This window comes from Streptomyces sp. NPDC002888 (assembly GCF_042888465.1).
In the GTDB taxonomy this organism is placed as follows: domain Bacteria; phylum Actinomycetota; class Actinomycetes; order Streptomycetales; family Streptomycetaceae; genus Streptomyces.
In genome coordinates, this window is the sequence record NZ_JBIAPU010000012.1 from 129,815 (window position 1) to 150,342 (window position 20,528).

The following is a 20,528-nucleotide window of genomic DNA, read 5'->3' on the forward strand; positions in this document are numbered from 1 at the left end:
ACGGACCGCCGCTCCCGCAGGCGTGAGGAGGCCCCCAGATGCACGCAACCGTGGGCGACCAGCTTGTCCAGCACGGCAGGGTGGTCGGTCAGCACGACAAGGTAGGCGAGATCGTCGAAGTGATGGGCCGGGAGGGCACCCCTCCGTACCGCGTCCGCTTCGAGGACGGGCACGTGGGTGTGTGCTCGCCCGGTCCCGACACCGAGATCCGTCACAAGGAGACCGGCCCGTCGATGGGCCGGTAGCGGCCCGCCCTCGGGCGGTGGATCACCGCGGGGGTTTCGCCGGCTGCTCGTAGTGGTCGGCGACCACCCGCGCCATCGCCCCGATCCGGTCCGCCGCCACGTCCTTGGCGGCGAAGAACACATGCCCACGCACCTGCGGATGTCCGTCGGCGAGCGTGAGATGCCGGGACAGCTCGGCCGGGTCCTGCCAGGCCGCCGCCTGCGCCGGGTCCCCCGCCCGGTACAGCGCCTCACCGACGTACAGCTTCGTCCTCGTACCCCGCGCCACCTCGGCCCACCAGGGCACGAGTGTGGCGTAGTCGGCGGCGGCGAAGCCGATGTGCCAGTACAACTGCGGGCAGATGTAGTCGATCCAGCCCTCGCGCACCCACTTCCGGGTGTCGGCGTGGATGTCGTCGTACGACTGCAGCGCCCTCGTTTCCGAGCCTCGCGTGTCGCTGGAGGCGTTGCGCCACACCCCGAACGGGCTGATCCCGAACTGGGTGCCGGGCCGGATCGTCTTGATGCGCGCGGCGGTCTCGCGCACCAGCCGGTCGATGTTGTCCCGCCGCCAGGCGGCCCGGTTCGGGAAGGCGCCGCCGTAGGTGTCGTAGGCCGCGTCGTCGTCGAAGGTCTGGCCCGCCACGGGATACGGGTAGAAGTAGTCGTCGAAGTGCACGGCGTCCACCGGGTACTTCTTCACCGCGTCGAGCATCGCGTCCTGCACGAAGGCGCGGACCTTCGGCAGCCCGGGGTTGTAGTACAGCTTCCCGCCGAACGTCACCACCCAGTCCGGGTGCCGGCGGGCGGGGTGGGAGGCGACGAGTTTCGACGGGTCGGCGTGCAGGGCGATGCGGTACGGGTTGAACCAGGCGTGCAGTTGGAGCCCGCGCGCGTGCGCCTGAGCGACGGCCGTGCCGAGCGGGTCCCAGCCCGGGTCCGCGCCCTGGGTGCCGGTGAGGACCTGGGACCACGGCTCGTGGGGCGAGGGCCACAGCGCGTCGGCGGTGGGCCGCACCTGGAACATCACCGTGTTGAGACGGTTGCGGACCGCCAGGTCGAGAAGAGCGATCAGCTCGGTGCGCTGCTGGGCGGCGGTCAGGCCGGGCCGGGACGGCCAGTCCCGGTTGGCCACGGTCGCCAGCCACATCCCCCGCATCTCGCTCACCGCACGCCGGTGTCCGGGTGCGGGCGCCGAGCCCATCGCCAGCATCGACATCGCGGCCAGTGCGAACGCCCGCCGAGTCGGTCGCCTCATGCCCCCACACCCCCGCACACCGTGGATCCGCGCCGTCACGGACCGTCTCCGTGCCCCAAGGATGCCGTACCCAGGCGATCGATCATCGATACTTGGGAGTAACGTGCACGATCGGAGCAGGCACCGAACCACGGCGTACTGCCGGAGCCGAAGATCAGCAGCAGCGAAAGGGACGATGTGACGGGCATCCCAGCGGGAGACATTGCACGCGTCGGCGTGGTGGGCTGCGGTCAGATGGGCGCGGGCATCGCCGAGGTGTGCGCCCGCGCCGGACTGGACGTGATGGTCGCCGAAACCACTGGCGAGGCCCTGGAGATCGGCCGTACCCGGCTGTACAACTCCCTGGCCAAGGCGGCCGAGCGCGGCAAGATCACCGAGGAGGAGCGGGACGAGACGCAGGCGCGCCTCGGCTTCACCACCGACCTCGGCGAGTTCGCCGACCGGGATCTGGTGATCGAGGCCGTCGTCGAGAACGAGCAGGTCAAGACCGAGATCTTCCAGGTGCTGGACCATGTGGTGACCCGGGCGGACGCCATCCTGGCCTCCAACACCTCCTCGATCCCGCTGGTGAAGCTGGCGGTGGCCACCTCGCGGCCCGACCACGTCATCGGCATCCACTTCTTCAACCCGGCCCCGGTGCAGCAGCTCGTCGAACTGATCCCGGCGCTCACCACCTCCGAGGGCACGCTCGGCCGGGCGCAGCTGTTCACCGAGAAGCTGCTCGGCAAGCACGCCATCCGCGCCCAGGACCGCTCGGGCTTCGTGGTCAACGCGCTGCTGATCCCGTACCTGCTCTCCGCGATCCGGATGTTCGAGTCGGGCATCGCCAGCCGCGAGGACATCGACAACGGCATGGAGATGGGCTGCGCCCACCCCATGGGCCCGCTGAAGCTGTCGGACCTGATCGGCCTGGACACGGTCGCCTCGGTGGCGCACAGCATGTACGAGGAGTACAAGGAGCCGCTGTACGCCGCTCCCCCGCTGCTCCAGCGCATGGTCGACGCGGGTCGGCTGGGCCGGAAGTCGGGTTCGGGCTTCTACACCTACGGCTGATCACGTTCGGTGACGACCACGGGCCCGGCACTCTTCGGAGTGCCGGGCCCGCGCCATTCACACACCGTGTGCGCTCCGGACCCGCATATGCCCCTCGCACACTCTCCCCACCTGTCCCACAGGCGAGTTCACTCTTCATGCGCATGCAAGGGATGTGAGACGACTACGGAAAGGAGTGGACACGTGACCGCCGATCCCGAGCATCCCGTGGTCCATGGTGAACTCGCAGAGTTACGGCGCCGCCTCGACGTGGCGTACGCCCGCGTCGAGGGAGGGCTGGCCCTGCTGTCCCACCGCACCGAGGAGACCGCCAAGGAAGTGGACGAACTGAGCACCCGCCTCGTCACGTTGGAACACGCGCGATGGCCGCTGCCCTCGCTCGCGGCCCTGACGGCCGTCGGAGCGCTGGTGGTGACGGTCTGGCAGGCCTTCGGCCGCTAGTGCCCCTGGCGACCGGGACGCGGTGGGGGGTTCAGGTTTTCGCGTCCTGCCCGAGCCTGAGGTGATGCAGCAGCAGTAACGCGGCCGCCATGTTGGCGGCCGGGACCTCCCCACGGGCGACCATGTCGGGGACGAGCTTGAGGGGGACCCATTCCCGGCGGTCCGACTCGAAGTCGTCCACGGGGTGTCCGACGTACTCGCCCTCGTCCGACCAGAAGATGTGGTGCCGGGCGTCGGTGAGGCCGTTGGACGGCTCCACGCTCATGAGGTGGCGCAGGGGCCCCGGCCGCCAGCCGGTCTCCTCCTCGAGTTCCCTGGCGGCGGCGCGGGCGATGTCCTCGCCGTCCTCGACGACGCCCGCCGCGAGTTCCCACCCCCAGCTGTCCGTGATGAAGCGGTGGCGCCACAGGAGGAGGATCTCGTTGGCCTCGTTCACCACCGTGGCCACGGCGACGGGCCGCAGCCGTATGAGGAAGTGATCGAGGTGCCGACCGTCCGGTAGTGCGACGTCCGCGAGGTTGACGCTGAACCAGCGGTTTTCATACACCGTTTGTTCGTTCTGTTTCGTCCACTGCACGGTTGTGCCACCTTCCGTCGAGTAAGTGGCAATATCGCAGCAGGGAGTGTGAGGGTGTCGGTGCTCAGGAACCGGCCTACAGCGGCACGCGCAGCGCCCCGTCGATGAGTTCGGCGGCCTCGGCCGTGCCCGCGCCGCCGCTGCGGACGAGGTGCTCGCGCACCGCCCGGAGTCTGTCCCGCAGGCGCTGGGACTCCATTCCCCGGGCCGCCTCGGCCATCCGCACCGCCGTGGCCACCGCCTTGTCGGCGTTGCCCTGACGCAGTTCGATCGTGCTGAGCATGGCCAGCCGGTGCACCCGCCCCCGGTCGTGCGCGGGGTTGTCGACGGCCGCGGCGGCATGCTCTCCGGCGGCCACCAGCTCGCCGAGGCTGAGCAGCGCCTCGGCCACCTGCACGTTGACCAGACCGGGTTGGACATAGCCGGTCTCGTCGGGTTCGTATCCGCGCCGGATGCGTTCGGCGGCCGTCTCCGCCCGCCGGATGCAGGACAGCGCGCTCGTGCCGTCACCGAGGTGGGCGTACGCCTTCGCCTGCATCGCGTACAGGTCGGAGGCCAGCGCGGGCGTGATGTGCTTGCCGGCGGCGCGCAGCGCGGCCTCGGCGAAGGCGACGGCCTGCCGGTACTCCCGCATGAACAGCGCCTGATTGACCAACAGCGCGATGACGTACGCGCCGAGTCCCCGGTCCCCGCTGGCCTTCGCGAGCCGCAGCGCCTGGTGGAAGTAGCGCTGGGCGAGGCCGTGCGCGTCGGAGTCGTACGCGCAGATGCCCGCGATCGCCACCAACCCGCCCGTCGCGCGGTGGAGCTGACGGCCCGTCGCGTCGGTGTAGCTGCCGCGCAGCAGCGGGGCCGCCTCCGCGTTGAGGAAGCCGACGATGCGGGCGCGGGTCGCTATGCCGCCGGCCTTGCGGTACATCTGCTCGTAGTGGGTGCGGGCGGCCCGCAGCATCTCGAGGTCGGCCGCCGTGACCCGGTGCCGGCCGCCGCGCGAGACGTCCACGTCCTCGGGCGGGTTCTCCCACTCCCACACCGGCATCACGGCGGGGGTACCGGTGACGGCGGGCGCGCACAGTATGTGCGGGCGCTGCTGCTCGTCGGAGCGCCACAGGGCGGTGGCCCGTTCGACGAAGCCGGAGAGCGAGGTGCCGAGGGGGGTGGACGGCTCTCCCGGGACGCCGAGGCCGATGTCGTCGAGCGTGACCGGCCGGCGCAGACGCCCGGCGAGCACCTCGCAGATCAGGTCGGGCACCTGGCCCCGCGGCCGCTGCCCCTTCAACCACCGTGCCACGGCGGTGTGTTCGTATCTCAGGGCGAGACCGCGTGCCCGTCCCGCCTGGTTGACATGTGCGGCCAGCCCCGCGTGCGAGATCCCGGCCTCGTCCAGGATCGCGTCGAGCAAGGTGTTGGGCTGCATGAGTGCCCCCCGGGTGGCTCGGTGCCGTCAGGGTAGTGCGTCCGGCTTCACACGGGGTGTGAACGGAGTACGCGGATCCGGACTGTGTGCGCGCTGTTGCGGAGAGTTTCCAACCGGTTGACTGAAATGCCTCGCAAGAGGCCGGCCGGGCCGCCGGCTCCCCCTCGTACAGTACGGCGGCCCGCCGCGGCGTCGCGCTTGCTGTGCCGGGGAGTTCAGAGGTGGTTCGTCGGGTGCGGGTACGTGGGGGCTGGTCGCGCCCGCGCGGCGGAGCCGCATGTGTCACTGTCCCGCGCGCCTGGGGGCGCGCCGCACTGGACCGTGCTGCGCTCGTTCCGTAGGACCAGTAGGGCGATGTCGTCGGTCGGCCTGCCCGCTGTGTGGCGGAGCAGTGCGTCGAAGACCGTGCGCAGGATCGTCTGCGGGGTCACCGGCTGGCCACGGACCGCACCCGCGATCGCGTCCGGCAGGGAGAAGAACCGGCCATGACCGTCTCGTGCGTCCTCGGCACCGTCCGTGTGGAGGATGAGGGACTCACCGGTGAGCAGGTGGCCGACAGACTGGGCGGGGAGTTCGCGCGGCAGCGGGAACGGGCCGAGAGGTGGCAGGGGGTCGGTGGCGGCGAGGGCCTCGACGCGGGTGCCGGCCAGCCGGTAGGGCCAGGGGTGACCGCAGTTCAGGCACAACAGCTCACCGTCCGGGCGGATCTCCAGCAGCAGTACGGTGACGAACTCCTCGGCGACCGCGTGGTCGTCGCGGGCCCGCTCGGCCAGATGCCGGGCGAGGGCCCGGTCGAGGCGGCGCAGGACGGAACCGAGCTCGGGCTCGTCGTGCACCGCCTCCCGGAAGCTGCCCAGGACGGCGGCGACGGTGCCGAGGGCGGCGAGCCCGTGCCCGCGTACGTCACCCATCACCACCCGCACGCCGTGCTCGGTGGCGATCACCTCGTACAGGTCACCGCCGACCCGGGCGCCGTGGTCGGCGGAGAGCTGCGCGACGGCGGTGTGCAGTCCCCCGACACGCGACGGCAACGGCCGCAACAGGGCGTTCTGAGCGGCGCGCGCGACCCGGCGGGCCTGCTTGAGCTCCTGCAACAGGGCCCGGCGGACTTGCAGGATCAGCCCGGCGCCGGCGGCGAAGAAGACGGCCGTGGTGACGATCCGCGTCCCGAGGTCGTGCTGCTGGGCGAGCGGGCAGACCAGCCTGTACGTGATCGCCAGCGCGCCCCACATGATCGGCAGCCCGAACACGAAGGGCCGCACCCCACGGGGAACCCCAGCCTTGATGCGGATCATGCCGATGGCCCCCCAGTCAGGCCCTGACAACGCAGATCGGACCGGCCCAGAAGGGCCGGTCCGATTCTGTCGCCAGCTGGCCCAAAAGGGCCAGATCACCCACACTTCTCACTCGATCGAGTGAGGTGACCACCAGTGCCCCAACAGGCAACGTTCGCCCCCGTCGCAAACATTGCCTGCCGAGGCGCTAGCCCCTCAGAGCCGCCCCGGACCGCTCACCCGCAAGCGCGACCGCCGCATCCCTCGCTGCCGATGCCTCGTCAACCGTCAGCGTCCGATCCACCGCCCGGAACCGCAGCGCGTACGCCAGCGACTTCTTGCCCTCGCCCAGCTGTTCCGCGTTCTCGTACACGTCGAACAGCCGGATTCCCTCCAGCAGTTCACCCGCACCCTCACGCAGCGCGGCCTCGACCTCCGCGTGCGGCACGGACTTCTCGACGACGAGGGCGACGTCCTGCGTGGCCACGGGGAACGTGGAGATGCTCGGCGCCCGGGGCGTGTCGTCACCGACCTGCTCCAGGGCGTCCAGGTTCAGCTCCATCGCGCTGGTGCGCTCCGGCAGCCCCAGGGCCTTCACGACCCGCGGATGCAGCTCGCCCGCGTGCCCGACAACCCGCTCGGCACCATCCACGACGACCACGAGTTCGGCGCACCGGCCCGGGTGCCACGGCCCGTACTGCCCGCTCCGCACGGTCAGCTCCGCGCCGGTCTCACGGGCGACGGCGCGCGCCGCCTCGACCGCGTCGGCCCAGTCGGCCGGACGGCCCTTGCCCCACCAGCCGGCCTGCTCGCGGGCGCCCGCGAGGACGACGGCGACATGGCGCGGCTGCTCGGGCAGCGCAGCGTTCAGCTCCGCGAGCTCCGCGTCGGTCGGACGCCTGTCGACGGGCAGGTGCCCGGCGGCGCGCTGCTCCTCACGCGGATGGAAGACCAGCCCGGTCTCGAACAACGCGAGGTCATGGGTGCCCCGGCCGTCGTTGCGCCGCAAGGCACCCAGCAGGCCCGGCAGCAGCGACGTACGAAGCGCGGGCTCCTCGTCGTTGAGCGGGTTGACCAGCTTGACGACGCGGCGGGCCGGGTCGTCGGCGTCCAGCAGGAGCTGGTCGAAGACCTGCTCGCTGACGAAGGGGTAGTTCGGCGCCTCGACGTAGCCCGCTCCGGCCAGCGCGCGGCCGACGCGGCGGTGCAGCCGCTGGCGGTGGGTGAGGCCGCGGCCCGAGGGGGGCTTGGGCAGCGTGGAGGGCAGGTTCTCGTAACCCTCCAGCCGGATGACCTCCTCGGCGAGGTCGTTCGCCTCGGCGAGGTCGGGCCGCCAGGACGGCACGGTGACGATCAGCTCGTCCTGCCCGTACACGTCGCAGCCGATGTCCTGCAGCCGCCGCACGACGGTCTCGCGGCCGTAGACGACACCCGCGACCTTGTCCGGGTGGTCGGCCGGGGCGGTGATGGTGTGCGGTGCGGACGGCGCGGTGATCTCGGTGACACCGGCCTCGGCGGTGCCGCCCGCGAGCAGCACCAGCAGGTCGACCGTGCGCTGGGCGGCGGCGGCCGCGGCCTGCGGGTCGACGCCGCGCTCGAAGCGGCGGGACGCCTCGGAGGACAGCTTGTGGCGGCGGGCCGTGCGCGCGACGGCGACCGCGTCGAAGTGGGCGGCCTCGATGACCACGTCGGTCGTGGCGTTCTGGAGGTCCTCGTGGTCCGCGATCTCGGTGTTCGCGCCGCCCATGACGCCGGCGAGGCCGATCGGGCCACGGTCGTCGGTGATGACGAGGTCCTCGGCGTGCAGGGTGCGGGTGACGCCGTCGAGGGTGACGATCTTCTCGCCCTCCTGCGCGCGGCGCACGCCGATGGGGCCCTGGACCAGCCCCCGGTCGTAGGCGTGCAGCGGCTGGCCGAGCTCCATCATCACGTAGTTGGTGATGTCGACGGCGAGCGAGATCGGGCGCATGCCGACCTTCTGCAGGCGGCGCTGCAGCCAGATCGGGGAGCGCGCCTCGGGGTCCAGACCGGCGACGGTGCGGGCGGTGAAGCGGTCGCAGCCGATCGGGTCGGAGACCTTCACCTGGTAGCCGAAGGCGTTGGGGCCGGGGACGTCGAGCAGCGCCGGGTCGCGCAGCGGCAGGCCGTAGGCGATGGCGGTCTCACGGGCGACGCCCCGGATCGACAGGCAGTCGCCGCGGTTGGCGGTGACGGCGATGTCGAGGACCTCGTCGACCAGTTCGAGCAGCTCGATGGCGTCCTTGCCGACCTCGGTCTCGGGCGGCAGCACGATGATGCCGTGGGTGCCGTCGTCGCCCATGCCCAGCTCGCCGCCGGAGCAGATCATGCCGTGGGACGTCTTGCCGTAGGTCTTGCGCGCGGAGATCGAGAAGCCGCCCGGCAGCGTGGCGCCGGGCAGCACCACGACGACCTTGTCGCCGACGGAGAAGTTGCGGGCGCCGCAGACGATCTCCTGGGGCTCACCGGTGCCGTTGGCCTGGCCGACGTCGACGGTGCAGAAGCGGATCGGCTTCTTGAAGCCCTCCAGCTCCTCGATGGTCAGCACCTGGCCGACGACCAGCGGACCCTTGAGGTCGGCGCCGAGGTGCTCGACACTCTCGACCTCCAGACCGGCCGAAATGAGCTTGGCCTGGACGTCACGGCCGGTTTCGGTCGCCGGCAGGTCGACGTACTCCCGCAGCCAAGAAAGCGGGACCCGCATCAGATCTCCATCCCGAACGGCCGGGTGAACCGGACGTCACCCTCGACCATGTCTCGCATGTCTTCGACGTTGTGGCGGAACATCAGCATCCGCTCGATGCCGAACCCGAAGGCGAAGCCGCTGTACTTCTCCGGGTCTACGCCGCAGGCGGTCAGCACCTTCGGGTTGACCATGCCGCAGCCGCCGAGCTCGATCCAGCCCTCGCTGGAGCAGGTGCGGCAGGGGCGGTCGGGGTTGCCGACGGACTCGCCACGGCAGACGTAGCACACCATGTCCATCTCGGCGGACGGCTCGGTGAAGGGGAAGAAGTTCGGGCGCAGCCGGGTCTTCATGCCCTCGCCGAACAGCGCCTGGACCATGTGGTCCATCGTGCCCTTGAGGTCGGCCATGGTCAGGCCCTCGTCGACGGCCAGCAGCTCGACCTGGCGGAAGACCGGGGTGTGCGTGGCGTCCAGCTCGTCGGTGCGGTAGACGACGCCGGGACAGATCACGTACACCGGCAGCTCACGGTCGAGCAGCGAGCGGATCTGCACGGGCGAGGTGTGGGTGCGCAGGACGACGCCGGACTCGGTGCCGCCCTGGGGGCCCTCGACGAAGAAGGTGTCCTGCTCGCCGCGGGCCGGATGGTCCGGGCCGATGTTGAGGGCGTCGAAGTTGAACCACTCGGCCTCGACCTGGGGGCCCTCGGCGACCTCGTAGCCCATGGCCACGAAGACATCCTCGATGCGCTCCGAGAGCGTGGTGAGGGGGTGGCGGGCGCCGGCCGGTACGCGGTCGTGGGGCAGCGTGACGTCCACCGCCTCCTCGACCAGCACGCGCGTGTCGCGCTCGGCCTCCAGCTCGCCCTGGCGGGCGGCCAGCGCCTTGTTCACGGCGCCGCGGGCCTGGCCCACCAGTTTGCCGGCGGCTGCCTTCGCGTGCGGGGGCAGGGCGCCGATCTCGCGGTTGGCGAGGGCCAGCGGGGAGGTGCCGCCGGTGTGGGCGACCTTGGCCTCCTGGAGCGCGTCGAGGGAGTCCGCGGCGGCGAAGGCGGCGAGCGCCTCGTCCCGCATGCGCTCGATCTCTTCCGGTTTCAACGCCTCGACCTCGACAGGGTCGTACGACTTATTCGGTGCCGACATCTCTTCCCGTGCTTCCGATTGGCTGGCTGAAGGTCCCCGTCACCGACTCACGCAGAGGTCAGAGGGCCGTCCATGGGACACAAAGGTGCCAAAGGCCGAGTCTAACGGGGTGGAGGTGTGCGAATGCGCCCGCGGGCTGCTCAGGCGAGATAGGCCGGAACGCTCACGGGCAACGTAAATCGGAACTCCGCGCCGCCGTCGGAGGCGCGGCCGACCGTGATGGCGCCGCCGTGGGCCTCGACGATGCCCTTGACGATGTAGAGCCCGAGGCCGGTGCCGCCGCGCTTGCTGCCCCGCCAGAAGCGGGTGAAGACGCGGTTCATGGACTCCTCCGGGATGCCGGTGCCTTCGTCGCTCACGATGACCGACGTGCCGACGTCCTCTCCTTCGCGCGGGGACGGGGCGGGCGTGACGTCAATGGTGACGGTTCCCTCGCCGTGGCGCACGGCATTTTCGAGGAGGTTGCTGAGCACCTGGTCGATCTTGTCGGGGTCCGCCCACAGCGCGGGCAGCGGCTGCTCGATGCGCAGCAGGAACCGGTCGGCGGGCTGGCCGGCGGCGACGTACGCCTGGATGTGCCGTCCGACGGCGGCGCCGATGTCGACGGGCTGGCGGCGCAGCTCCAGCCGGCCCGAGTCGATCCTGGAGATGTCGAGCAGTTCGGCGATGAGGCGGGTGACGCGGTCGGCGTCGGCGTCGACGGTCTCCAGCATCAGCCGTTTCTGGTCGTCGGTGAAGCGTTCCCACTTGGCGAGCAGGGTGGCGGTGAAGCCCTTGACGGAGGTGAGCGGCGAGCGCAGCTCGTGGGCGACGGTGGCGATCAGCTCGGCGTGGCTGCGCTCGGTGCGGCGGCGGGCCTCGGTGTCCCGGAGGGAGACGACGACGCGGTGGACGGGGCCGGTGGGCCGCGTACGGACGTACCGCGCGGAGACGAGGACTTCGCGGCCGCCCGGCAGCAGCAGGTTCCGTTCCGGCTGGCGGACGCGGATGGCGAGGCCGCCGTAGGGATCGGTCAGCTGCCACCAGCGCCGGCCCTCCAGGTCCTCTAATGGCAGGGCTTTTTCCAGCCGTTGTCCGAGGGCGTCCGCGGCGGCCGTGGCGGTGATGCGCTCGGCGGCGGCGTTGAAGCAGACGACCCGGCCGTGTTCGTCGGCGACGACCAGGCCGTCGGGCAGGGCGTCGGGGTCGATGCCGAGTTCGGCGAGGTCACCGGCCGACTGGGGCGCGGAGGCGTTCGGCACGGCTCGTGCTTCCCGTGTACTGCTCATGCCGACGCTCATTCCCCGTCCCCCACCTCTCAGACGACTGAGGGGCCCCCGAGCTGGTCACCCTACTAGCTGTCGGTGACGGAGCGGCACCCTCCGGAGGCGCGCTGTGCACGGGCCGACGCGTAGAGACATACGGCTGCGGCGGTGGCGAGGTTCAGGCTCTCGGCCTTTCCGTGGATCGGGACGCGCACGACGGCGTCCGTGAGCGCGCGGGTCTCCTCCGGGAGCCCCCAGGCCTCGTTCCCGAAGACCCAGGCGGTGGGGCCGCCCATCGTCCCCTTGTCGAGCTCCTCGTCCAGGTCGTGCGCGCCGGCGCCGTCCGCGGCGAGGATGCGCACGCCGGCGTCCTTCAGTCCGGCCACGGCCCGTTCGACGGGCACTCCGACGGCGACGGGCAGATGGAACAGCGATCCGACGGAGGCCCTGACCGCCTTCGGGTTGTACAGGTCCACGGACGCGTCGGTCAGTACGACGGCCTCGGCGCCGGCGGCGTCGGCGCAGCGCAGGACGGTGCCGGCGTTTCCGGGGTCGCGCACGTTGGCGAGCACGGCGACGAGCTTGGGCCGGGCGGCGAGGATCTCCTCGAAGGGCATGTCGAGGAACCGGCAGATCCCGACGAGCCCCTGCGGCGTGACGGTCGTCGAGATGTCGGCGATCACGTCGTCGTCCGCAAGATGGACACGGACCCCGGTGGCTCGCGCCTCCCCGATGATGTCGGCGTACCGCTCGGCGGCCTCGACGGTGGCGAACAACTCGACGAGCGTCTCCCCGTACGCCGCCGCCTCCCGCACGGCCTGCGGCCCCTCGGCCAGGAACAGCCGCTCCTTGCCCCGGAAGTTCCGCCTGGCGAGCCGCCGGGCGGCCGAGACGCGTGGGGAGCGGGGGGAGATCAGCTCGGGGGTGGCGGGGGCCATGGGGGCTCTCTTTCAAAAACTCGCTGACACAGCAGAACCCGCAGGCCGTCGGCCTGCGGGTCCTTCAGTCACGTCGGCCTAAAGCCAACGCAGCGTCACGCGGCCTTCGGCGCGTTGACGTCGGCCGGCAGAGCCTTCTGCGCGACCTCGACCAGCGCGGCGAACGCGGTGGCGTCGTTGACGGCCAGCTCGGCCAGGATCTTGCGGTCGACCTCGATGTTCGCGGCCTTCAGACCCTGGATGAAGCGGTTGTACGTGATGCCGTTGGCGCGGGCAGCGGCGTTGATGCGCTGGATCCACAGCTGGCGGAAGTCACCCTTGCGCTTCTTGCGGTCGTTGTAGTTGTAGACCAGCGAGTGGGTGACCTGCTCCTTGGCCTTGCGGTACAGGCGCGAACGCTGACCGCGGTAGCCGGAGGCCGCCTCGAGAATCGCCCGGCGCTTCTTGTGGGCGTTGACTGCCCGCTTGACGCGTGCCACTTTTTAACTCCTTGTAGCGGGGCCGTGGTTGGACTCACACGGCCCGGAATCGATTGGGTCCCGGTCCAGACGTACGGCGCGCGGCGATCGATTGATCACGCGCCGCTCACGTCACTTGCCGAGAAGCTTCTTGATCTTCGCGGCGTCGCCCGGGGCCATCTCGGCGTTGCCGGTGAGGCGACGCGTCACGCGGGACGACTTGTGCTCGAGCAGGTGGCGCTTGCCGGCGCGCTCACGGAGCACCTTGCCGGAGCCGGTGACCTTGAAGCGCTTGCTGGCACCGCTGTGCGACTTGTTCTTCGGCATAGCGCCGTTCTCTCCTCGTCGGTGGCGCTCCGGTGCCCGGTCGTGAAACCGGGCACGGTGGAGCGTCGCTGTTGTATCGGTTACGTCCTGGGGACTCACGTCCCCCGGGATCACGCCTCGGCGGAAGCCTCGGCAGGTGCCTCGGTCTCCACGACGCTCTCGGTGTCCGCGGCGTCCTCGTCGTGCTCGGTCTCCGCGACGTTCTGCGACTTGCCGGGGTTGGCCTTCGCGTCGGCCTTGCGGGCTTCCTGCGCCTGGCGGGCCTCGGCCATCGCCTCGGTCTTCTTCTTGTGCGGACCGAGAACCATGATCATGTTCCGGCCGTCCTGCTTCGGATTCGACTCGACGAAACCGAGGTCCTGGACGTCCTCCGCGAGACGCTGCAGCAGTCGGTAGCCCAGTTCGGGCCGGGACTGCTCGCGACCACGGAACATGATCGTGATCTTGACCTTGTCGCCCTGCTTGAGGAACCGAACGACGTGACCCTTCTTGGTGTCATAGTCGTGCGGGTCGATCTTCGGCCGGAGCTTCATCTCCTTGATGACCGTGTGCGCCTGGTTCTTGCGCGCCTCACGGGCCTTCATGGCCGACTCGTACTTGAACTTCCCGTAGTCCATGAGCTTGCACACGGGCGGACGGGCGTTCGCCGCGACCTCGACCAGGTCCAGGTCGTACTCCTGCGCAAGCTCCAGTGCCTTGGCCAGCGGGACAATGCCCACCTGCTCGCCACTGGGACCGACAAGTCGCACCTCGGGAACGCGAATCCGGTCGTTGATGCGGGGCTCGGCGCTGATGGATCCTCCTCGGTTAGCACCACACGGCCATCTGGCGGACGGCCGCGTTTGTCTCTTTTCGACAGACCTAACCGCGCCGAAGCACAAAAAATGCCCCGGACGATCACAAGACGGGGCTCCAAAGCACTGCCGGAGCACCGCCGCGATGATCGCGGGGCGCGCTTTCGGGCGACTCCATCGTCCGTACGGAACGATGGTGGCCGCCTGACCGGGGTGACCCGCCGTCCCGGAGGACAGTCAGGTGGGAGATCGGAGCCTCCACTTGTGGGCCAGTCACACTTACACACACGCGTGTCCGGCCGGTCGTCACACAAGGTTAGCAGCAACCGGGGGGTGGTGCGAACCGTCGCACCACGGGCTCTATCGTGTGGGGCATGAGTGACACCCCTCCTGAGTCCCCCGACTTCGACGCCATGGCCCGCGACATCGCCGAGGTCCCCGCCGTCGAGGTGATCGTGACGGTCGCCGTCAACCTGATGAGCGCCGCCGCCGTGAAGCTCGGGCTGACCGAGGAGGGCGACAAGTTCAAGGACCTGGACGAGGCCCGCAAGCTGGTGCACGCCCTCGCGGGTCTGCTGGACGCGAGCACGACCGAGATCAGCTCGTTCCACGCGGCCCCGCTGCGCGACGGCCTCAAGTCGCTCCAGCTGGCGTTCCGCGAGGCGTCGATCGTCCCGGACGAGCCGGGCCAGGGGCCGGGCGAGAAGTACACCGGCCCGATCTACGGCTAGTCCGGATCTAGTCCGTCACCGTACGAACAGGGGCTCGCCCGGCGGCGTCGCCTCGGCCGGCAGCAGTGCCAGGTCGAGGCCGCGTACCAGGCGGGCCCTGAGTGTTTCGTCGGCGGCGAGGCGTTCGGCGACCGACCGCGCGGCCTCGGCCGGGGGCGCGGCCGGATCCAGGACGAGCGCGAGGGTGCCGTCGGCCCGCCCGGGGCCGAGGTGGGCGCGGAGCACGGCGGACTCGGCGGCCACCGCGGCGCGCACCGCCTCGACCACCGCGGGGTCGGCGAGCGGATCGGACGTCGTCCGTCCCTCGGCGAGCGCGAGCAGCGCGGACCCCGTCAGCTCGAACGGCACCGGCCCCGCCAGGTCCAGTACGACCGTGTCGGCCTTCTCGTGGGCGGCCGCCTGGAGTGCCTGGTGCAGGGGTACGGCGACGGGGCGCGCCGCCGGGTCCCAGCGGGCCAGGGAGTCCGTGGACGTGAAGGCGGGCAGGGCGGTCCGGGTTCCCGCCTTCAGGGTGGGTACGGCCATGTCGCTGGTCTTCTCGCGGCGCAGCCCGTTCTCGTCCTCCTCCACCTCGCCGAGCACGGCCACGACGGGGACGAGCAGCCGGGCGCCCTTGAGCGCCTCCAGGACGGGCCCCACGGCGGTGCGGTCCTCGGCCCAGGCGGCCAGCGCCGCGCTCAGCCGGGGATCGGCACAGCCGTCGTCGTCGGAGAAGCCGGGGTCGGGAATGTTCTTGTTCGCCACGGTCACCGACCCTATAGGGGGGATGCTGCTGGGCTTGTGCGGGCCCGGAAACCTGGCGGTGACCGCTTTCACAGCTTTCTCAGCTTTCGCTGACGTACATCTAACGCCCGTCTAACGGCGCGCACAGTCACCACCACCACGATCGCGGGCATGGAGTCTTCCAGAGCCCGTCGAAGCCGCCTCGCTCGTCCCTCCCGGCGCCGTCCCCTGCTCGCCAGCGCCCTCGCCTGTGCGGCCTTCGTCGGGGCGACGGCCGCGGGGACCGTGTATGTGAAGGCGCAGGCGCACTCCGGGTCGGGTGCCGCGTCCTCGGCCGCCTCCTCGCCCTCGCCCTCGCCCTCGGCGGACGCGGAGGCATCGGTGGAACCCGTGGCGGATCCGGTCGTCGACCACGACGCCCTGCTGGCGGAGGCCATGAAGGCCGTGACCGTCGAGGACGGTGCGGAGGTGTCCGTGGAGGTGCTCGCTTCGGACTCCGGCGCGAGCGCCTCGTACGGCGACGGCACCTTCGACACGGCGAGCATCGTCAAGGTCGACATCCTGGCCGCGCTGCTGCTCCAGGCGCAGGACGCGGACCGGCATCTGACGGCGACCGAGAAGTCGTACGCCACCGCGATGATCGAGAACAGCGACAACGTCTCCGCGTCGGCGCTGTGGCGGGCCATCGGCAAGGCGGAAGGGCTCGACGCGGCGAACGAGCGCTTCGGGCTCACGGACACCGAGGGCGGCGACGACATGCTGTGGGGCCTGACCCGGACCACGGCGGCCGACCAGCTCACCCTGCTCCGGCAGGTGTTCGGGGACGACTCGGAGCTGAGCGAGTCGTCGCGGGCGTATCTGCGAGGGCTGATGGGGCGGATAGCCGTCGACCAGCGCTGGGGGGTGTCGGCCGCGGCCGACGGCTCCGCGTGGGCGCTGAAGAACGGTTGGCTGGCGCGGAGTGCGACCGGGCTGTGGGACGTCAACAGCATCGGGCGCGTCACGGTCGACGGCCATGACTACCTGGTGGCGACGCTGTCCCACGGCAACACCACGATGGAGAAGGGGATCACGCTGGTGGAGGCGGCGGCGAAGGCGGCGGTGGGGGTGTTCGCTGAGGAGAGCGCGTCCGGAGCGGCGTCTGCGTCTCCGTCCGTCTCTGCGTCTGCGTCCGTCTCTGCGTCTGCGTCCGTCTCTGCGTCTGCGTCCGTCCCTGCGTCTGCGTCCGTCCCTGCGTCTCCGTCCGTCTCTGCGTCGCCGAGGTCACCGATGTCGGCGTCCGTGTACGGCTGACCGGGCCGGGTCGCCTACACGGAGTCGTAGGAGTCGTAGGAGTCGAGCGACGCGTGGTGCTCCGGGCGGCGGCGGCCGCGCCACACGCCGACCGCCGTCACCAGCAGCACTCCCCCGGCGCCGCCGGCGAGCGGGCCCGCCCAGCTGGACGTGGAGTCGTCCTCCTTGGCGGCGTCCGGGCCGGAGCCGAAGTACCGGTTGCCGTACGCCGCCGACTGCAGGCCCTCCGGTTTGAGACGGCCGGCGGCCTTGATGGCGGCGGCCGGGTCGATGAAGCCGTAGCCGCGGGAGTCGTCGCGACCGCTGTTGGGGGCGTCGCGGGCGGTGTCCTCCAGGAGCTTCTTGATCTGGGCGGGGGTGAGCCCGGGGTGGGCGGCCTTGACGAGCGCGACCGCGCCGGAGACGAAGGCGGAGGCGGCGGAGGTCCCCCATCCCTCGTAGTACTTGTGGTCGGGGTCGGCGATGACGACGCCGACGCCCGGGGCGCTGACCGTGGCGTACCAGCGGCGGGTGGAGAAGGAGGCGCGGGTCCCGTACTCGTCGACGGCGGTCGCGGCGATGACGCCCGGGTAGGCGGCCGGGTAGGAGATGTGGTCGCCCTTCTCGCCGCCATTGCCCGCCGAGGCGACGACGACGGAGCCCTTCTTCAGGGCGTACTGGACGGCGTCGTCCTCGGCGGCTTCGGGGTGCGCGGAGGCGGAGTCGTCGCCGAGGGAGAGGTTGATGACGTCGGCGCCCTGGTCGGCGGCCCAGCGGATGCCCTCGGCGAGGGCGTTGCCCCGGGTGCGGCGGGCCTCGGCGCGGGAGGAGTCGCCGTCCTCGAGGATCACGCGGACGGGGAGGATCTTCGCCTCCGGGGCGATGCCCATGACGCCGTCTGCGTCGCCGGGGCCGTGTCCGTGGCCCGCGATGATGCCGGCCATCGCGGTGCCGTGACGGGCCCAGGCGCGGTCACCTGGCCCGGCGCCGAAGCCGATCATGTCCTTGCCGGTGAGGACGTTGCCGGTCAGGTCGGGGTGGTCGGCCTCGACGCCGGTGTCCAGGACGGCGACGGTGATGCCCCGCCCCTTGGTGGTCTGCCAGGCCTCCTGCGTGTGCATGGCGCCCAGGGCCCACTGCTGGCCGCGCAGGCTGTCGGCCTGCGCGGGAGTGGCGGGGACGAGGGCGACGGTGGCCGCGAGGAGACAGCCGAGCAGCCCGGCACGGCGGGTGGTGCGGCCGCGAGGGGGGCGGTGGGCGCTGGCGAGGCCGGTCGTGGGGGGCGCAGCGGTGCCGCTCGGGAGACCGACGTCGGTCCTGGGCGTCGTACGGCTGCTGCTCATGAGGGCTGCTCCGTGGGCGAGGTGGCCGTCTTACGGAAGCCGCGTTCGATGCGGTCGGCGAGGCCCTGGGCCTCGTTGCCGAGGCCGGCCTGGGAGGGGGCCGTGGTGGAGTCGGACTCCATGGCCTCCTCGGCGGGTTGCGGGGCGTCGACGGTGCGGCCGTCGGCCCAGCCGGAGACGGCGTAGACGACGACGGGGGCGTCGGTGAGGACGGAGACGGTCCAGGAGGCGCGCTGTCTCTCGCCGAACGCGGCGGCGACGGTGCCCTTGGCCGCGTACGGGCGAGGCATGAGGTCGCTACGGCGGGCGAGGCCCTCCTTCTCGAACCTGGTGGCCAGGGAGCGCATGGCGGTCGTGTCGCCGTCGGTGAAGAGGAGGCCGACGGTGGTGACGTAGCTCTGGGTGGCGTCGGTGTAGGTGGCGCGCAGGAGGCGTTCGCAGCCGACAGGGGCGAGTGTCTTGCTCAGCAGCGGGTCGAAGGCGCCGGTGCAGCCGCTGTCCGGGGCGACGGCGATCCGCGTCCAGGTCCGGTCGGCGCCGCCGGGGCCGGCCCCTCGCCCCGCCACGGTGGGCGGGAACAGCTGATCCACGGGCACGTTGTGCCACAGGCTCCCGGCCGTGACGTACGCGCTGCGCTCACCGTCCTCCCCGGAATCCCCGACGAGCCAACTCCCGGTCGCGGCACCGCCGATGAGCCCCAGCCCGAGCACCAGGCACGCCCCCGCGGCGACAGCCCGCGACCGCACGCGCAGCCCCCTGGGCCTGTCGCCGTACAGCTCGGGCTCCCCGAGACTCACCACCGGCCGCCCTGTCTTGGGCGCCATGGGGGCACTCCAGGAGAGGGCGGGATCGGGGAACACCCCGACGGACTCCGGGGCACCTGCGGGGCGGGGCGGGGTGTCGGGCCAGGGGGCGGGGCTCTGCCGGTGTGCGGTGTTGGGCCTGGGTGCCATGGTCGGCCGGGGCGGGGTGCCGGGCCGGGGTGGCACGACGGGGCCGGGGCTGTGCTCGGGCGTCCGGGGCTCGCCGGTCGGGCGGGGCACGGAGACGGGCGGGCGGGCGGCGGCGGCCTCGGATGCGGCAGCCGGGCGGCGCGCGGAGCCGGGTCCGTCGGAGGCCGGGCCGGTGCCGGGGGCGGAGGAGGGTGAGCGGCTGTCCCGGACCGACGAGGAGGCGGAGACCGGCTGCCCGTCCGGGGTCGACGACGAGCCGGAGGCCGGGCGACGGGCAGAAGGTACGGACGCCGAAGCGGACGGCGGGGCACCAGGGCCTGACCGATGCGCCGACGCGGGCGGCACATCAGCCGGACGGGCATTCGGGGCAGGCGCACCCCCGGCGCCAGGGCGGCCCCCCGACGTGGGCTGCTCGGAAGCCCGGCGGGCGTCCTGGACCGACGGCTGTGACGCCCCAGTGCGGCGTACGGCACCGGTGCCGATGCGGGTCTCGGGGGCGGGCGGTGCGTCGGGGCGACGAGTCGGTGCCGCGGGCGTGGCACCCCGGCGAGCGGCCTCCGGCTCAGGGGCCGGACCCCCGGCGTAGGGCACAGCGTCGGGGCGACGAGTCGGTGCCGCGGGCGTGGCACCCCGGCGAGCGGTGTCCGAGGCGCCGTCCCCGGGGATGGGGCGCAAGGGTGCCGTGGTCTCCGGCGCGGTTTCGGTGCGCGTGCCGGTGTCACGGGGCGGCGCGGCGGCGGGCCGGTACCCCGGCCTCGGCGGCACGCCACGCGTTGCGGGGCCGTCGGCACCGCCCGAGGAGGCTCCCTCCTGACCACCTGCCGCGTGTATCCCGGTGCTACCCGGCTCACGCGACCACGCATCGCCCGGCGCGGGCATACCCGTGCCGTCCGCCGCAGGCATCCCGGCGCGCTTGCTCTGCTGCTCGTCCCGGTCGGCGGCGATGCGGCCGGCAGTCGGTGGGGTGTCGGGGAAGCGGGCCGAGGCGGGCGGCGGGGGTGGGGCCGTGCGGTGTGGGGGCGCGGTGCGGAAGTTCGGGAGGCGGGGTCCGGGGTCCGGGGAACCGGACGCGGAACGGGTCTCGCCGGCGTCGTCACGGCGACTGTCGTTCCAGGAGGACGGCACAGACGACGGCACAGCGGAACCCCACACAGGCGGCGCAGCAGCCGAACCACCGGTCGAGCCACCGGTCGACGACGCGTCCCCGGCAGCCGGGCGAGCCCCGTCCCTGCCGTCGCCGGACGCCGGCGCACGCGAGCCCTGAAGACCGTCCGCGCCCGTCACCCGGGAGGCGAAGAAACCGCCCCAGCCCCCCACACGCGAACCCGCACCCGCATCAAGCTCCGTCGGCAGGCCGCCCTGCGCTCCGCTGCCCTCCGGTACCCCGCCCTGCGAGCCCGCCGAGTCGTCCGGCGTGTCCGTGTCGGCAGGCCGGGTCGGAGGATGGGGTGGTGGGAGTGGCGGGGTCGTGGGGCGCGGGGGGGAAGAGGCGCGGCGCGCTTCCGTGCTCATGCACCCCCCGTTTCCTCGTGCCCGGGCCGTCTTCCAACAGTGCGGGCCGTAAGTTTTTTCGTGCCCGGGGCGGCCCGGCGCGGAGTCCGTACCGGGCACGCATACCCGCACGGGAGGACCCGCATCCCGGCGCGGGCGTCCCACCG

General features: G+C 71.9%; 18 protein-coding genes and 1 pseudogene. 5 read left to right on the plus strand and 14 right to left on the minus strand.

From position 1 onward, the window contains the following. The first annotated feature begins 38 nt into the window (after positions 1-38). Positions 39-245: a DUF1918 domain-containing protein gene (locus ACFYWX_RS20925; RefSeq protein WP_389425549.1), complete on the plus strand. Its 207-nt coding sequence runs from the start codon at positions 39-41 to the stop codon at positions 243-245. A gap of 22 nt (positions 246-267) precedes the next feature. Here the strand turns inward: ACFYWX_RS20925 and ACFYWX_RS20930 are convergent, their stop codons facing one another. Continuing rightward, complete coding sequence (locus ACFYWX_RS20930; protein ID WP_389425550.1) at positions 268-1,482, minus strand: glycoside hydrolase family 10 protein; 1,215 nt, start codon at positions 1,480-1,482, stop codon at positions 268-270. 177 nt (positions 1,483-1,659) lie between these two features. Between ACFYWX_RS20930 and ACFYWX_RS20935 the strand changes: the two genes are divergently transcribed. Further along, the gene (locus ACFYWX_RS20935) at positions 1,660-2,535 is read left to right on the plus strand and encodes a 3-hydroxybutyryl-CoA dehydrogenase (RefSeq protein ID WP_389425551.1); all 876 of its coding nucleotides are present in this window, start codon (positions 1,660-1,662) and stop codon (positions 2,533-2,535) included. Between the two features lie 183 nt (positions 2,536-2,718). Next, positions 2,719-2,976, plus strand: coding sequence for a hypothetical protein (locus tag ACFYWX_RS20940; RefSeq protein WP_389425552.1), 258 nt, complete (start codon positions 2,719-2,721; stop codon positions 2,974-2,976). Positions 2,977-3,007: 31 nt separating this feature from the next. Here ACFYWX_RS20940 and ACFYWX_RS20945 read toward each other — a convergent pair whose 3' ends face one another. The 10 genes and pseudogenes from ACFYWX_RS20945 to infC form a co-directional block, all read right to left on the minus strand. After that, on the minus strand, positions 3,008-3,553 hold the full coding sequence (locus tag ACFYWX_RS20945) for an NUDIX hydrolase (protein WP_389425553.1): 546 nt from the start codon (positions 3,551-3,553) through the stop codon (positions 3,008-3,010). A 76-nt stretch (positions 3,554-3,629) separates the two neighbouring features. Further along, on the minus strand, positions 3,630-4,970 hold the full coding sequence (locus ACFYWX_RS20950; RefSeq protein WP_389425554.1) for a transcriptional regulator: 1,341 nt from the start codon (positions 4,968-4,970) through the stop codon (positions 3,630-3,632). Between the two features lie 215 nt (positions 4,971-5,185). Further along, the gene (locus ACFYWX_RS20955) at positions 5,186-6,265 is read right to left on the minus strand and encodes a PP2C family protein-serine/threonine phosphatase (RefSeq protein ID WP_389425555.1); all 1,080 of its coding nucleotides are present in this window, start codon (positions 6,263-6,265) and stop codon (positions 5,186-5,188) included. 187 nt (positions 6,266-6,452) lie between these two features. Next, positions 6,453-8,966 (minus strand): phenylalanine--tRNA ligase subunit beta, encoded by a 2,514-nt coding sequence (gene pheT / locus ACFYWX_RS20960; RefSeq protein ID WP_389425556.1) that lies wholly within the window; start codon positions 8,964-8,966, stop codon positions 6,453-6,455. Continuing rightward, on the minus strand, positions 8,966-10,087 hold the full coding sequence (pheS, locus tag ACFYWX_RS20965; protein WP_389425557.1) for a phenylalanine--tRNA ligase subunit alpha: 1,122 nt from the start codon (positions 10,085-10,087) through the stop codon (positions 8,966-8,968). Before pheS ends, pheT begins: the two co-directional genes overlap by 1 nt. A gap of 140 nt (positions 10,088-10,227) precedes the next feature. Further along, a complete protein-coding gene (locus ACFYWX_RS20970) occupies positions 10,228-11,367 on the minus strand; it encodes an ATP-binding protein (protein ID WP_389425558.1) in 1,140 nt (379 codons plus the stop codon). A 53-nt stretch (positions 11,368-11,420) separates the two neighbouring features. Further along, positions 11,421-12,269, minus strand: coding sequence for a TrmH family RNA methyltransferase (locus ACFYWX_RS20975; protein ID WP_389425559.1), 849 nt, complete (start codon positions 12,267-12,269; stop codon positions 11,421-11,423). Between the two features lie 95 nt (positions 12,270-12,364). Then, complete coding sequence (gene rplT / locus ACFYWX_RS20980) at positions 12,365-12,748, minus strand: 50S ribosomal protein L20 (protein ID WP_007380809.1); 384 nt, start codon at positions 12,746-12,748, stop codon at positions 12,365-12,367. A 111-nt stretch (positions 12,749-12,859) separates the two neighbouring features. Next, on the minus strand, positions 12,860-13,054 hold the full coding sequence (rpmI, locus tag ACFYWX_RS20985) for a 50S ribosomal protein L35 (RefSeq protein WP_004933563.1): 195 nt from the start codon (positions 13,052-13,054) through the stop codon (positions 12,860-12,862). 110 nt (positions 13,055-13,164) lie between these two features. Further along, positions 13,165-13,873, minus strand: a pseudogene (gene infC / locus ACFYWX_RS20990) (translation initiation factor IF-3). Positions 13,874-14,222: 349 nt separating this feature from the next. Here infC and ACFYWX_RS20995 point away from each other — a divergent pair. After that, positions 14,223-14,579, plus strand: a complete 357-nt coding sequence (locus ACFYWX_RS20995; RefSeq protein ID WP_389425560.1) for a DUF1844 domain-containing protein — start codon at positions 14,223-14,225, stop codon at positions 14,577-14,579. Between the two features lie 15 nt (positions 14,580-14,594). Here ACFYWX_RS20995 and ACFYWX_RS21000 read toward each other — a convergent pair whose 3' ends face one another. Next, positions 14,595-15,323 (minus strand): SseB family protein, encoded by a 729-nt coding sequence (locus ACFYWX_RS21000; RefSeq protein WP_389425561.1) that lies wholly within the window; start codon positions 15,321-15,323, stop codon positions 14,595-14,597. A gap of 150 nt (positions 15,324-15,473) precedes the next feature. Here ACFYWX_RS21000 and ACFYWX_RS21005 point away from each other — a divergent pair, with 150 nt between their 5' ends. Further along, positions 15,474-16,595, plus strand: a complete 1,122-nt coding sequence (locus ACFYWX_RS21005) for a serine hydrolase (protein ID WP_389425562.1) — start codon at positions 15,474-15,476, stop codon at positions 16,593-16,595. Between the two features lie 14 nt (positions 16,596-16,609). Here ACFYWX_RS21005 and mycP read toward each other — a convergent pair whose 3' ends face one another. Beyond that, a complete protein-coding gene (gene mycP / locus ACFYWX_RS21010; protein WP_389425563.1) occupies positions 16,610-17,917 on the minus strand; it encodes a type VII secretion-associated serine protease mycosin in 1,308 nt (435 codons plus the stop codon). Next, entirely contained in the window at positions 17,914-18,741 is an 828-nt protein-coding gene (locus tag ACFYWX_RS21015; protein WP_389425564.1) for a hypothetical protein, read from the minus strand. The genes mycP and ACFYWX_RS21015 overlap by 4 nt, the downstream gene beginning before the upstream one ends. Positions 18,742-20,528 lie beyond the last annotated feature (1,787 nt).